At 63.8% G+C, this 12,887-nt stretch carries 16 protein-coding genes; 9 read left to right on the forward strand and 7 right to left on the reverse strand.

Annotated features, from left to right (window positions below):
• Positions 1-111 precede the first annotated feature (111 nt).
• Complete coding sequence (locus IVB46_RS00480) at positions 112-366, reverse strand: hypothetical protein (RefSeq protein WP_247316000.1); 255 nt, start codon at positions 364-366, stop codon at positions 112-114.
• Between IVB46_RS00480 and IVB46_RS00485 the strand changes: the two genes are divergently transcribed.
• Together IVB46_RS00485 and IVB46_RS00490 are read left to right on the forward strand one after the other, a co-directional pair.
• On the forward strand, positions 262-894 hold the full coding sequence (locus tag IVB46_RS00485; protein ID WP_247316002.1) for a hypothetical protein: 633 nt from the start codon (positions 262-264) through the stop codon (positions 892-894). The genes IVB46_RS00480 and IVB46_RS00485 overlap by 105 nt on opposite strands.
• A 386-nt stretch (positions 895-1,280) precedes the next feature.
• Complete coding sequence (locus IVB46_RS00490) at positions 1,281-1,688, forward strand: hypothetical protein (protein WP_247315995.1); 408 nt, start codon at positions 1,281-1,283, stop codon at positions 1,686-1,688.
• A 189-nt stretch (positions 1,689-1,877) separates the two neighbouring features.
• Here the strand turns inward: IVB46_RS00490 and IVB46_RS00495 are convergent, their stop codons facing one another.
• The gene (locus tag IVB46_RS00495; protein ID WP_247315994.1) at positions 1,878-3,116 is read right to left on the reverse strand and encodes an MFS transporter; all 1,239 of its coding nucleotides are present in this window, start codon (positions 3,114-3,116) and stop codon (positions 1,878-1,880) included.
• A gap of 129 nt (positions 3,117-3,245) precedes the next feature.
• On the opposite strand from IVB46_RS00495, the gene IVB46_RS00500 reads away from it, so the two are divergent.
• The gene (locus IVB46_RS00500) at positions 3,246-3,854 is read left to right on the forward strand and encodes a TetR/AcrR family transcriptional regulator (RefSeq protein WP_247315992.1); all 609 of its coding nucleotides are present in this window, start codon (positions 3,246-3,248) and stop codon (positions 3,852-3,854) included.
• A 338-nt stretch (positions 3,855-4,192) separates the two neighbouring features.
• Here the strand turns inward: IVB46_RS00500 and IVB46_RS00505 are convergent, their stop codons facing one another.
• Both IVB46_RS00505 and IVB46_RS00510 read right to left on the reverse strand, forming a co-directional pair.
• Positions 4,193-5,566, reverse strand: coding sequence for a PleD family two-component system response regulator (locus IVB46_RS00505; protein WP_028150565.1), 1,374 nt, complete (start codon positions 5,564-5,566; stop codon positions 4,193-4,195).
• Positions 5,567-5,580: 14 nt separating this feature from the next.
• A complete protein-coding gene (locus IVB46_RS00510; protein ID WP_008566616.1) occupies positions 5,581-5,946 on the reverse strand; it encodes a response regulator in 366 nt (121 codons plus the stop codon).
• Positions 5,947-6,174: 228 nt separating this feature from the next.
• Here IVB46_RS00510 and IVB46_RS00515 point away from each other — a divergent pair, with 228 nt between their 5' ends.
• Both IVB46_RS00515 and IVB46_RS00520 read left to right on the forward strand, forming a co-directional pair.
• Positions 6,175-6,486 carry a DUF3572 domain-containing protein gene (locus IVB46_RS00515; protein ID WP_028150563.1) on the forward strand — a complete coding sequence of 104 codons (312 nt, stop codon included), beginning with the start codon at positions 6,175-6,177 and terminating at the stop codon, positions 6,484-6,486.
• Positions 6,483-7,775: a DNA polymerase IV gene (locus tag IVB46_RS00520; RefSeq protein WP_063982789.1), complete on the forward strand. Its 1,293-nt coding sequence runs from the start codon at positions 6,483-6,485 to the stop codon at positions 7,773-7,775. Before IVB46_RS00515 ends, IVB46_RS00520 begins: the two co-directional genes overlap by 4 nt.
• A gap of 16 nt (positions 7,776-7,791) precedes the next feature.
• Here IVB46_RS00520 and IVB46_RS00525 read toward each other — a convergent pair whose 3' ends face one another.
• Positions 7,792-7,947: a hypothetical protein gene (locus IVB46_RS00525; protein ID WP_166097113.1), complete on the reverse strand. Its 156-nt coding sequence runs from the start codon at positions 7,945-7,947 to the stop codon at positions 7,792-7,794.
• A 202-nt stretch (positions 7,948-8,149) separates the two neighbouring features.
• On the opposite strand from IVB46_RS00525, the gene IVB46_RS00530 reads away from it, so the two are divergent.
• Complete coding sequence (locus IVB46_RS00530; protein WP_247315987.1) at positions 8,150-8,551, forward strand: ACT domain-containing protein; 402 nt, start codon at positions 8,150-8,152, stop codon at positions 8,549-8,551.
• Between the two features lie 89 nt (positions 8,552-8,640).
• On the opposite strand, the gene IVB46_RS00535 is transcribed toward IVB46_RS00530, so the two are convergent.
• Positions 8,641-9,042: a RidA family protein gene (locus tag IVB46_RS00535; protein ID WP_014494674.1), complete on the reverse strand. Its 402-nt coding sequence runs from the start codon at positions 9,040-9,042 to the stop codon at positions 8,641-8,643.
• A 72-nt stretch (positions 9,043-9,114) separates the two neighbouring features.
• Positions 9,115-9,960, reverse strand: a complete 846-nt coding sequence (locus IVB46_RS00540; protein ID WP_247341615.1) for a cell envelope integrity EipB family protein — start codon at positions 9,958-9,960, stop codon at positions 9,115-9,117.
• A gap of 233 nt (positions 9,961-10,193) precedes the next feature.
• Between IVB46_RS00540 and IVB46_RS00545 the strand changes: the two genes are divergently transcribed.
• From IVB46_RS00545 to IVB46_RS00555, 3 genes are all read left to right on the forward strand, one after another.
• Positions 10,194-10,661: a RidA family protein gene (locus IVB46_RS00545; protein WP_247315983.1), complete on the forward strand. Its 468-nt coding sequence runs from the start codon at positions 10,194-10,196 to the stop codon at positions 10,659-10,661.
• Positions 10,662-10,677: 16 nt separating this feature from the next.
• Positions 10,678-11,424, forward strand: a complete 747-nt coding sequence (locus tag IVB46_RS00550) for a glycerophosphodiester phosphodiesterase (protein ID WP_247315981.1) — start codon at positions 10,678-10,680, stop codon at positions 11,422-11,424.
• Positions 11,425-11,632: 208 nt separating this feature from the next.
• Entirely contained in the window at positions 11,633-12,874 is a 1,242-nt protein-coding gene (locus tag IVB46_RS00555) for a GNAT family N-acetyltransferase (RefSeq protein WP_247315979.1), read from the forward strand.
• Positions 12,875-12,887 lie beyond the last annotated feature (13 nt).

Genomic DNA, 12,887 nt, shown 5'->3' on the forward strand with positions numbered 1-12,887 from the left:
ACCGATTGCATGTGATCTGGCTCGTTCCAGCTTCCTGTCGACCGTCGTGGAAGGAGACGACGGGTGCTAGAGCGCCCGGTCTACTTCAGGCTTGCATCCCCGCGCTCGCTATCAGCCCATGCTTCCCGGCATGAAGCAGCGCGGCTTCGGATGACCATCTAGGTAGTAAGGCCAGACCATCGTACGGCCAGCGCGGTTCGGTCCATCCACGACAGCTTCGTTCGGAACATCAACCCACTCGCCATCAAGGCGTACGCGATAGTGACCGTCCTTAGTTTCCCAATCGGCGTCATCAACGCGCTTCGCATCACTGCCATCGCAGCAAGGCCCTTTGCCACTGTGCAAGCTCTCATACCAGCTGTTCAACTCGGGGTGCTGATAATCGTGGGCGCGAGCGTGACCGATTGTAAAGATCGGCAGCATGACAGTGAATACAGCAAGCGCTGCATGCCGAAGGTGATTGTTCATCTTACTCCTAATCCCGCAGTGGAAGTCCCACACGCCGAACACGTCAAGGCACGCCAAACTTGGGCCCGTAGTAGCCACTCCAGGGCCACACACATCGCCGCCCCGGTACCGCAGAGTTTAAGCTTGCTCACTCACCACCGGATATCAAAGGCCAACAGTGCTTGTATTCTCTCTGGAGATGGAGAATCGATCGACCGATTAAAGGAATATTTCGTCACATCGTTTTCAACGATGCGCGATGTCGACGCGTCGTATGATCACGAGTTCCGGCGCATGCTGAAGAAGTTGAGTTTGGCCCTAAGCACGCCCTCCGCATCGCAGCGCCCGGTCCGCAATCTCAACGACGCAGCAGTATCTCCGTCCGAGATGACAAATCCGCCTGCTCCGATCGTCAACCCGCTATTAATTTCGATGTCGGCACAGTAGGCGGATATCGCTGCGACCACGACGCACGTCCGCTTCGGGTCCCCCCCGAAGAACTCGGGCTGAGCATATCAAGTCTGCTTCAGCCCCAAGGAGCGGACATCTAGCGGACATGCCGGGTCGACCGCTTGGGGCCAAATCCGGACCTTCCCGTGGGCCAGGCAGAGACTTCGTTTCACATGTTCCCCAGACTCGTCAGGTGACGTAGAATGTCGTTGCCCTTAAAGTGGGATGTGCCGAAATCACCGTCTGGGCAAACGAGCAGCACTGGTGCCATCGGCAAGCACGCTCTCTTAGAAGCCGTTCTTTTTTCGGTTTCGACCACCGTTCACCACGAACTTTGCGCGCTGCTTATGCGGCGGCTCGTTCGGTAACGTCGGGAGAAAGCGATGAGCAAGATCGATCGAAGGTCCGCACTGGGAATCGCGTTGGCAGCGGCCTCGGCTGCCATCGTCAGGCCAGCCGCCGCTCAAACCACAGGCTACAAGGATATGACGCCTTGGCCAGGTGTCGTGGTGCGTGAATATGAAGGCGAGACACCATCCCTGATCCCAGGTTTTAAGACCGTCTCAATGCGCGATGTCATCATGCAGCCGGGGGCGAAGACCATGGGGCCCCCGATGATGAATGCCATGATCTGCCATATCACCGAAGGGGAGCTTCGGCTTGAGCAGGACGGAAAGACCTTTACGGGCAAGAAGAATTTTGTCTGGACCTGCAACAAGGAAACAAAAGAACAGGCGTACAACGACGGGAATGTGGTCGCGATTATGCGGATCACGGACCTGAAAGCTTAGGGCCCATGTGGAGGAGCGGATGGCGCACGCGACGACGCGCCATCCGCCTGCAGGATCATGAATTGTTGCAACGTCACAGCCGGAGAAAAGTTCGTCCGCGCGCCAAGCTTCGGGTCACACGTTGCCATCACGACGAAACAGCACGGCGTCCCCTGCAAGCTCCCTCTGACGTTCGCGAGCACCGCCCCGCTACGCCGTCCGCAGCACCGGCGACGGCGGCTGCGACGGCCGGATCAGCGCGAACGCGACCTGGATGATGCCGCCGGCCAGGCCCAGCGCCACGCCGATGCGCCAGGCCATGGTGTAGGAGCCGAGCGTGTCGTAGAGCACCCCTCCTCCGTAGGCGCCGAGGAAGCTGCCGATCTGGTGGCTCATGAAGGCGAGGCCCTGGATCATCGCCTGCCAGCGCAGGCCGAACATCTCGGCGACCGCGCCGGCGACCAGCGGGCCGACGCCCATCCAGAGGAAGCCCATGATCGCGCCGAACAGCAGCGTCGAGAACGACGTCGCCGGCAGCGTGAAGTACCAGGCAAGCGCGAGCGAGCGCAGGATGTAGATGCCGCCCAGCAGCGCCAGCTTGTTCCAGCGCTGGCCGGCCCAGCCGAAGAACAGCGAGCCCAGCACGTTGAAGCCGCCGATCATGCCGAGCGTCTGCGCGCTCAGCATCGGATCGAGGCCGCAGATCGCCAGATAGGACGGCAGATGCGTGGTGAGAAACACGAGCTGCATGCCGCAGACGAGATAGGCGCAGGTCATCACCACGAAGGACGCGTTGCCGAACGCCGTCTTCGCTGCCGTCGCGGCGGTGGCATCCCCGATGTCGTCGGCGGCAGGCTTCGGCAGCGGAATCGCGTCGATGCGGCCGGCATACCAGGCCGCAGGGATCATCAGCACCGACATGATCACGAAACCGGCGAGCCCGACGCGCCAACCAAATCCTTCGTTGAGCAACTGCCCGATCGGCGCAGACAGCAGCGCGCCGAGCGAGCCCGCGCCGGAGACGATGCCGAGCACGGTGGAGCGGACGGTCTCGGGCACAGCGCGCGCGGCCACCGACATCGCGATCGCCGCCGCGGTGCAGGCGAGCGAGGTGCCGATCAGCACGCCGGCGCCGATCATGATGCTGACGAGCCCGTTCGCGGTCGCCATCAGGATGAGGCCCGCGATGTACATCAGCGCGCCCACGATCATGATCGGGCGGAAGCCGTAGCGCACGGTCAGCGCGCCGGCGAGTGGCTGGAGAAAGCCCCAGGCGAGGTTCTGCACGGCCAGCGCCAGCGTGAAATCCGAGATCGAAATGTGGATGTCGTGCGTCAGCGGCTGCATGAAGATGCCGAGGCTCTGCCGCAGCCCCATGCTCAGCGTCAGCATGATCGAGGCGCCGATCAGGATGGGTAATGTCGGACGCAGAACCTGCAACAGGGGCATATTTTTCTCCCTCGTCGGCGCGACGCGCGCGCCGGCGTCTGCAATTCTCGATGTTTTTGGTTACACAGACCTGTGTAATTAGGCTATGAAAGGTGCACGCTGTCAAGCGAACAGGACGCACGCTGCCGCATGGCTCCCCCGCCCACACCACAGACGATGAAGGAGCGGATCCTCGAGACCGCCGACAAGCTGTTCTATCTGCAAGGCATTCGCGCCATCGGCGTCGACACCATCGCGGCCGAGATCGGCATCTCCAAGCGCACGCTCTACAACCACTTCCCCTCCAAGGATGCGCTGATCGCGGCCTATCTGGAGCGCCGCTTCGTCAAGCCGCGCCCCTCCGACAAGCCCCCGGCCGAGCAGATTCTTGGCACCTTCGATTCGCTGGAGCGGCGCTTTGCGGCCAAGGATTTTCGCGGCTGCCCGTTCGTCAATGCGGTCGCCGAGCTTGGCCCAAAGGACCGCGCCGTGAAGAAGATCGCAATCGCCTTCAAGGAAAGCCGCCGCGTCTGGTTTCGCGAACGCTTGAACGAGCTCGGCGTCACGGAGGCGGATGCGCTCGCCACCCAGCTCGTGCTCCTGGTCGACGGCTCGATCGCGCAGGACCTCGTGCGCGACGACCCCGCGATGGCGCGTGCCGCGAAGGAAGCGGCGAAGGTGCTGCTGCGGAATGCAGGCGTGGATCTGGGTGATGCGGAGAAGCAAGTCGCGACGCACAGCAAGCGCACGCCGCACTAATCACCATGGCCGTATCGTTCGGTGTCATCACCCGCGAAAGCGGGTGATCCAGTATTCCAGAGGCGGTTGTGATTGAACCGAGAGGCCGCGGCGTACTGGATTCCCCGCCTTCGCGGGGAATGACAGCGGAGCGTGTGGAACAGCGGAGTTTGGGGAGAGGGCTTCGCGCAACAACCGCGCCCTGCCCGATCCTATCAAAATGCTCCTGTTTTGCCCGACGTGTCAAACGCCCGGGCAATCGGCTTAGGCCGCCTAGCTCTACCCGCATAAGCCATTGATCCGGCTAACGCCGGCTACTGTGCATGGGGTTGTTTTCGCAGTTTTTGTTGCAGGCGGCCTCACGCCGCCTGCGACACCACGCGATTGCGGCCGTCGTGCTTGGCGCGGTAGAGCGCGGTGTCGGCGCGCTTGAGGACGTCGGCGACCGCCTCGCCCTTCTGCTCCAGCGTGGTGAGGCCGATCGAGATCGTGACCTCGATGCGCTTGGTGCCCTTGTGGACGGCGAACGGCTCGCCCGCGATCGAACGGCGCAGGCGCTCGGCGACCATGCCGGCGACGTGGAGATCGGTCTCCGGCATCACGATGACGAACTCCTCGCCGCCGTAGCGGCAGGCCAGGTCGATGCCGCGGATCGACTTGCGCACGCGCACCGCGAACTCGCGCAGCACGTCGTCGCCGGCGTCGTGGCCGTAATTGTCGTTGATCGACTTGAAATAGTCGATGTCCAGAATCATCAGCGCCAGGGGCTTGCCGCGGGTCGAGGCTTGGTCAGCGAGCGTCGCCAGATGGCTCTCCATGTAGCGGCGATTGTGCAGGCCGGTGAGCGCGTCCGTGATCGCCATCTCGATCGAGTTCTGCACGTTGTCGCGCAAATGATCGGTGTAGCGGCGGCGGCGGATCTGCGTGCGGGCGCGGGCCAGCAGCTCGGTCTTGTCGATCGGGCGCAGCAAATAGTCGTTGACGCCGATCTCGAGGCCGCGGAGCAGGCGCGTCGAGTTCTCGGGGTCCGCGATCGCCAGGATCGGCACGTGGCGCGTGCGCTCCAGCGAGCGCGCCTGGCTGCACAGCCGCAGCCCGTCGAAATTGTTGAGGTCGAGCGAGACGATCAGCAGATCGTAATTGCCCTCGGCTGCGTGGAACAGCGCTTCCGTCGGGTTCGGCTCGACGTCGATGGTGTGCTCCGCGGCGAGGATCGTCGCCAGCCGCTCATAGGAGGACTGACGGTCGTCGACCAGCAGAATGCGGCCGCCCCTGCCGGTGTCGGCCACGGCGCTGCGCTCGGGCGCCTGCATGCCGATCTCGAGCGAGGTGATGGCGCGCATGCGCAGCTCATCGGTCATCATCTTCAACCGCGTCAGCGAGCGCACGCGCGCGATCAGCACGACGTCGGAGACGGGTTTTGTGAGGAAATCGTCGGCGCCGGCTTCCAGCCCGCGATTGCGGTCGGCGGGGCTGTCGAGCGCGGTGACCATCACGACGGGGATGTGGTGCGTCGCCGGATCGGTCTTGAGACGGCGGCAGACTTCAAAGCCGTCCATGTCGGGCATCATCACGTCGAGCAGGATGATGTCGCATTCGGCGCGGCTGGCCAGCGCCAGCGCCTCGGTGCCGTTCGAGGCGGTCATCACGTCGAAATATTCGGCGGACAGGCGAGCTTCGAGGAGTTTGACGTTAGCGGGAACGTCATCGACAACCAGGATACGCGCGGACACTTTGAACTCACTTCCTATCCGATAAAACGCCGGACCGTCTCAATGAATTTGCCGACCGAGATCGGCTTGGACAAATAGGCCTCGCAGCCGCCCTCGCGGATGCGCTCTTCGTCGCCCTTCATCGCGAACGCCGTGACCGCGACGACGGGAATGGCGCGCAGCTCCGGATCGTCCTTGATCCAGCGCGTGACCTCGAGGCCCGAGACCTGCGGCAATTGGATATCCATCAGCACGAGGTCGGGCCGCATCTTGCGAACGAGGTCGAGCGCCTCGTAGCCGTTGCTGGTGCCGGAGGTCTGGTAACCGTGCGCCTCCAACAGGTCGCGGAAGAGCTTCATGTTGAGCTCGTTGTCTTCCACGATCAGGACGGTCTTAGCCATCCCGCCCTCCTGATTGGCACGAAGCCGTATACATGTGACGCCTCAGGCGCCGCTCGCCGGCGCTTCGAAAACTGGATTCAAACTAGCCTCAGATTCGCTTGAGTTTCGTTAAACCCGAGGGCCGACTTTCTGCGATGTGGTTTCCAGTTGCTTGTCGGCGGTCTTGAGACTCGGGCATGATGGTTTCAAAGTAGACACCGAAAGTTAACGGAAAGGCAAACCGAACCCTTGAAAAAGCCTGTTCACAACCCTCGCGAAGTCGCTGAAATCGTTGCGATTCAGGCGCTCTCCTTCGTGGCCGGCGATCCGGAGCGGCTTGGCCTGTTCCTGGCTGAGACAGGCGTCGGTCCTGAGACCCTGCGCAATGCCGCCTCGGACCCGAATTTCCTCCTCAGCGTACTCGATTTCGTGATGCGCGATGACGCCACTGTAAAGGCCTTTGCCTCGACCGCGGAGCTGCATCCGACCAACGTTGCTGCGGCGCGGCAGGTGCTGGGCGACGCGCTCGGCGACCCCTCCTGGGAGCGCGACGTGCCGTGACCGTCCCTGATACGGCCGGACCCCGCTGCTTCTGCCGGGATTGTCTGGCCGATCTGGATATGGGCGTGAGGCGCTGCTCCGCCTGCGGTTCCCCTCGCCTCGTCCGCCACCGCGCGCTCGCAGGCCTGACCATCGCCCATATCGACTGCGACGCCTTCTATGCGACGGTCGAGAAGCGCGACAATCCTGACATCGCCGACAAGCCCGTCATCATCGGCGGGGGCAAGCGCGGCGTGGTGTCGGCCGCCTGCTACATCGCCCGCACCTATGGCGTCCGCTCGGCCATGCCGATGTATAGGGCGCTCGAGGCCTGCCCGCACGCGACCGTGATCCCGCCCGACATGGCCAAGTACGTCCGTGTCGGCCGCGAGGTGCGCCAGGCCATGCAGGCGCTGACGCCGCTGGTCGAGCCGCTCTCGATCGACGAGGCCTTCCTCGATCTCTCGGGCACCGAGCGGGTGCACGGCATGGTTCCGGCCAAGGTGCTGGCGCGGTTCGCGCGCAACATCGAGCGCGACATCGGCATCTCCGTCTCGGTCGGCCTGTCCTGCAACAAGTTCCTGGCCAAGATCGCCTCCGACCTCGACAAGCCGCGCGGCTTTGCCGCGCTCGATCAGGAGGAAGCCCGTTTGATGCTGGCGGAGAAGCCGGTCGGCTTCATCTTCGGCGTCGGCCCGGCCACGCAGGAGCGCCTGGTGCAGCGCGGCTTCCGCATCATCGCCGACCTGCAAAAGGCCGACGAGATCGAAATGATGCGTCAATTTCCGAGTGACGGCCGCAGGCTGTGGCGGCTCGCGCGCGGCATCGACGACCGCCGCGTCGAGCCCGATCGTGGCGCCAAGACGATTTCGAGCGAAACCACCTTCGAGACCGACATCCGCGATTTCGCGACGCTGGAGAAGATCCTGTGGCGGCTCTGCGAGAAGACGTCGTCGCGGCTGAAGAGCAGCGAGCTTGCCGGCTCGACCGTCACGCTGAAGCTGAAGACCGCCGATTTCCGCCAGCGCACCCGCTCGCAGTCGATCGCAGGCCCGACGCAGCTTGCCGCCAAGATCTTCTCGATCTGCCGCGAGATGCTGGCGAAGGAGATCGACGGCACCGCGTTCCGTCTGATGGGCGCCGGCGTCAGCGCGCTGCGCGAAGGCTCGCCCGCCGACGACACCGATATGCTTGACCGCCGTGCTGCGCATGCCGAGCGCGCGGTGGACAGCCTGCGCAAGAAGTTCGGCAACTCCGCCGTCATTCGCGGCATCGCGTATGATGGCCCTGAAACAGGACAGCAGGAATGATCGAGTCCTGCTCAATTCAGTCGCGTTCGAAGATCCGTGCACCCGGATAGACACGCCTAGCATACTGAATGACCAACTGCCGATCCTGACTCGCCAGGAACGGCGTTCGGATCTGACAAGATCCGACGATGAGGTGCCACAGGCCGTTGAGCTTTCCAATCATGACGTTCATTTGAGCTTCCTCGCAGTGACCCGAGTAGACTCAAATTGTAAGAATCTCCGGCCGTCGCTCAATTGTACCAGCGTAAGGTCAGCGTATGAGAAGGATTGGAGGAGATATACAAAGGTATGTTGGCGAGGCCCTGTCAGGTTCCGGGCGCTGATCGGTTTCGCAAGGGCTGTACGCATCCGAACGCGCTGAGAGGCTGGCCATCGTGACAGGCGAACGCGGCCTCGACGCGCTGTTGAGGAACATGAAGCCGGAGCTGCTGGACGGCACCTTCGTGTTTTGCACGATACCACCCAGCGAGCCCGTTCCTGCAGCGCTCAATCCGCAGCTGACGTTCCGCGAGCAGGAAGGAACCACGCTGGTGATCCCGCGCGAAGAAGCCGAGGCGTCAGGCTTACGCTACGCGTTCGCCTCGCGCCTGATCACCCTGACGGTTCACTCTGCACTCGACGCAGTGGGCTTTCTGGCGGTTATCACGGCGCGACTGGCCGAAGCCGGCATCAGCGTGAATGCTGTGTCGGCCTTCCACCACGATCATCTTTTCGTACCTGCCGACAGGGCCGATGAAGCGATGGCTGTTTTGCGAGCTATGTCCGCAGCAAAGTAAGATGGGTAGAGCGAAGCGAAACCCATCGAGCTCTTCCTGCGCAACAAGGGTGATGGGTTTCGCTTCGCTCTACCCATCCCACGGTCGGATCAATCCGCGACCGCCACCGCCTCGATCTCGATCAGCCATTCCGGCGCGGCAAGCGCGGAGACGCCGACGAGCGTCGAGGCCGGCGGCTCCATGCCCTCGAAGAAGGCCGAGCGGGCCTTGCCGATGATAGGGCGCAGCTCCGGCTTGTAGTTCACCACGAAGGTCGTGATCTTGACGATGTTGGCGTAGGTCGCGCCGGCCGCCTTCAGCGCATGGCCGAGATTCTGCATCACCTGCGTCGTCTGCGCGGCAATATCGCCCTCGCCGACGATCCGCCCTTCCTCGTCCACCGACACCTGGCCGGAGATGTAGATCGTACGCGCACCGGAAGCGGTGACGACGTGGGAATAGGCCGGATTGTGATGTAGGCCGCTGGGGCGGAGATGGTCGAGCTTGGGCATGGTGCTTGCCTCCCGGGTTTGTGGTTGGGAGGAAGCGTAGCCGGAGAGCGAGCGGAGGGCTAGTCTCGCCCCTCAATTGCAGGGCTTGCTGTCCTTCGCGTCGAACTTGCCCATCGCGCCGGAAATCACGAAATCGTTGTAATCGAGCACGAGCTGGCGCGAAACGCCGTTTTCGTAGAGCTCGAACGCCATCGCGTAGACCGGCGTCTGCTCGCCTTCCTTCTGCTGGGACTCGCGGTCGAAATAGCTGACGGTAACCGGCCAGCGCTTGAGCGACTTCATGTGCTCGTCCGTGGTCGATGCATCGGGCGAAGCAGTGCGGTCGGCGGGAATCGGCTGACCGATCACGGTCAGCGTGTTGTAGACCTTCTGGCCGTCGTCGGAGCCGTCATAGACCGACAGCTCGAGCAGCGACTTGCCGTCCTTGGCGGCGGCAATGATGCGCTGGATCTGCTCGGTCGGGAACACGATCTTGCCGTCGAGGGTGAAGCTCTTCGGCGCCGGCAGCTTCAGCTTGACGTTGATGTGGTCGCCGTCGCGCTCGGCCGAACCGTCGACCCGGCCGGCATCGGCCTCGTTCATCCGCGTCTCGATCTTGAAGCGGTAGCTTTTTCCCGCGGCGTCCTCCCAGGAGTTCGAGCGGAGGTCGCTCAGCGTGATCTTGCCCTCGCCGCTGTCGAGCTCGGAGACCTGGCGGAATTCGGAGGTGTAGCCCTCGCACGAACTTCCCGTGAAATTGTAGAGGATGCGGCCGCGCGCGCTGTTGATCGAATTGGAGCGCGATTTGACGAGGCTGAGGTCATAGAGCGCCTGGTGCGCAAGGAACGGACCGCTGGCCGCCTGCGCTCCACCGCCTGCACCGAAAGCAGCCGCCGCGAGCGCCATCACACCAAGCGAAGTCCGGAAAAGGTGCACCATGTGTCATCCTTGGGGAAAGCGCAGATTCGACATTTTAATGACCGTTCCATTGCGTCGCAACTGAGGCCGTTTCACGTAAAGTTGCGGCCCCCGCCTTGAACCTGCTGCCTGGCCACAACAAAATGCAGTCGCTCCGGTTGCTTGCATGTGACGGCACGATGGGCGAAACAGGGCGCGCCCGGCCTCCAAATGGACGCAGCCGGGCGGATGAAATTTGGACAACGAGGTCGAACATGGCGGGCACGGTCGAGCAGAAACTGGCGAAACAGGGCATCAAGCTGCACGAGGCCCCTACCCCTGTCGCCAATTACGTGCCGTTCGTGCGCACCGGTAACCTGCTGTTCGTCTCCGGCCAGGTCTGTTTCGACCCCGCCGGCAAGCTGATCGCCAAGGGCAAGCTCGGTGCCGGCGTTTCGATCGAGGACGGTGCCGCGGCGGCGCGCGGCTGCGCCGTCAACCTGCTGGCCCAGGTCAAGGCGGCGCTCGGCGACCTCGACAAGGTCGTGCGCGTGGTGCGCCTCGGCGGCTTCATCAACTCGGCACCCGACTTCCTGGACGGGCCGAAGGTGCTAAACGGCGCCTCCGACCTGATGGTAGCCGCTTTCGGTGACAAGGGCCGCCACGCCCGCACCACCGTCGGCGTCGCCTCGCTGCCCGCGGACGCGGCGGTCGAGGTCGAAGGCGTGTTCGAGGTCGCCTGACACGGAGCTGACGGCGTTGCGCGCTCCTGATTGGCTGACAGCCCGGCCGGTCGCCCATCGCGGCCTGCATGACGTTTCCCGTGGCATCGTCGAGAACATGCCGGGGGCGGTGCAGGCTGCGATCGCGGGCAATTTCTCGATCGAGGTCGACATTCAGCTCTCCGCCGACGGCGAGGCCATGGTGCACCATGACCACGCGCTCGGCCGCCTCACCGAGGCTACCGGTGAGGTGGTCGAGAAGACCGCGGCCGAGCTGAAGGCGGTCAAGTTCAAGGACACGGACGAGCGGATGATGTCGCTGTCCGATCTCTGCGCCATGGTCGCCGGGCGCGTGCCGCTGGTGATCGAGGTGAAGAGCCATTTTGGCGGCGACCGCAAGCTGGTGAAGCGGATGGCCGAGGTGCTGGCGTCCTATCAGGGGCCCGCCGTCGGCATGTCCTTCGATCCCGACCAGGTGCTGGCGCTGCGTGAGCTGTTGCCCTCCCGCCCGCGCGGCATCGTCGCCCAGCGGACCTATGAAGACGAGTATTGGGCGAAGCTGACCGAGGGGCAGCGCGACAGCATGCTGTACCTGCGCCACGGCTTTCAGACCCAGCCGCATTTCGTCGCCTTCAAGGTCGACCACCTGCCGGCCCCCGCCCCCTGGATCGCCCGCAACGTCCTCGGCTGCGCCCTGCTCGGCTGGACCGTGCGCACCCCGGAGCAGCGGACGCGGGTCGGACAATATGCGGATCAGATGATCTTTGAGGGGTTCGTGCCGTAGGGCTTGCGCACGCCCGCTCTCGTGTCCCGGACGCGCTGCAACGCGCAGCGTTGCTGTGCAGAGCCGGGACCCAGAAGGCGGCACGCTATTCGGAGAGATGGGCCCCGGCTCTGCATCGCACCGCTGCGCGCTGCGATGCGTCTAGGGCACGAGAGAGCTCGGTTCCCGCCTCTTGAAGTCGCTGCTGCAATGCACGATCTTGGGCACGATGGCATCATCTGAAATCACACTCGAGGCTGTACCCTCGATTGGCGAGGTATCTGCCGAGGATTGGGACGCCTGTGCCAATCCCGACAAGGCTTGCAACGGGCATGGCGCGGGAACTTCATCCGGGCTTCCAGGCGATTCCCTCGGCCTCTCAAAACCCGCTTATAACCCGTTCGTCTCGCACGCGTTTTTATCCGCGATTGAGAAATCGGGTTCAGCAACCATCCGCACCGGCTGGGGGCCCCGGCATCTGGTGGCCAAGGTCGATGGCCGCGTCGCCGGGGTCGTGCCCTGCTATCTGAAATCGCATTCCCAAGGCGAGTACGTCTTCGACCGCGGCTGGGCGGACGCCTATGAGCGCGCCGGGGGACGCTACTATCCGAAGCTCCAGGTCTCGGTTCCCTTCACCCCGGCCACAGGGCCCCGGCTGCTGGTCCGCGACGGCGTCGATCGCGAGCGCATCGCTGAAGCGCTGGCGAGCGGGCTGGTGGCGCTGTGCGGCGTCAGCAAGGCCTCCTCGGTGCACGTGACCTTCGCGCGTGAGGCGGAGTGGAAACGGCTCGCCGGGCACGGCTTCCTCCAGCGCACCGATCAGCAGTTCCACTGGCATAACGAGGGATTTGCGACCTTCGACGATTTCCTCACCACGCTCAATTCGCGCCACCGCAAATCGATCAAGCGCGAGCGGCGCGATGCGCTTGCAAGCGGCATCACCATCCACTGGCTCACCGGCAGCGACATCACCGAGGATGCCTGGGACGCCTTCTTCGAATTCTACATGGAGACCGGCTCGCGCAAATGGGGCCGGCCTTATCTCACGCGCGAATTCTTCTCGCTGATCGGCGAGACCATGAGCCAGGACGTGCTGCTGGTGATGGCCCGCCGCAACGGCCGCTGGATCGCGGGCGCGATCAACTTCATCGGCTCGGATACGCTGTTCGGCCGCAACTGGGGCGCGGTCGAGCATCATCCGTTCCTGCATTTCGAGGTCTGCTACTATCAGGCGATCGATTTCGCGATCAAACACGGCCTCGACAACGTCGAGGCCGGCGCACAGGGCGAGCACAAGATCGCGCGTGGCTACCTGCCGCGGACGACCCATTCCGCCCACTTCATCGCCGATCCCGGCCTGCGCCGCGCCATCGACGATTACCTCAAGCGCGAGCGCGCCTATGTCGCCGAGGCCGGACGGGAGCTGGCCGAGCTCGGCCCGTTCCGCAAAGGCGTCGACGAGGCGCCTTGACGGTTTGCCACGG

Origin of the sequence: Bradyrhizobium sp. 61, assembly GCF_023073075.1 — a bacterium.
In the GTDB taxonomy this organism is placed as follows: Bacteria; Pseudomonadota; Alphaproteobacteria; order Rhizobiales; family Xanthobacteraceae; genus Bradyrhizobium; species Bradyrhizobium barranii.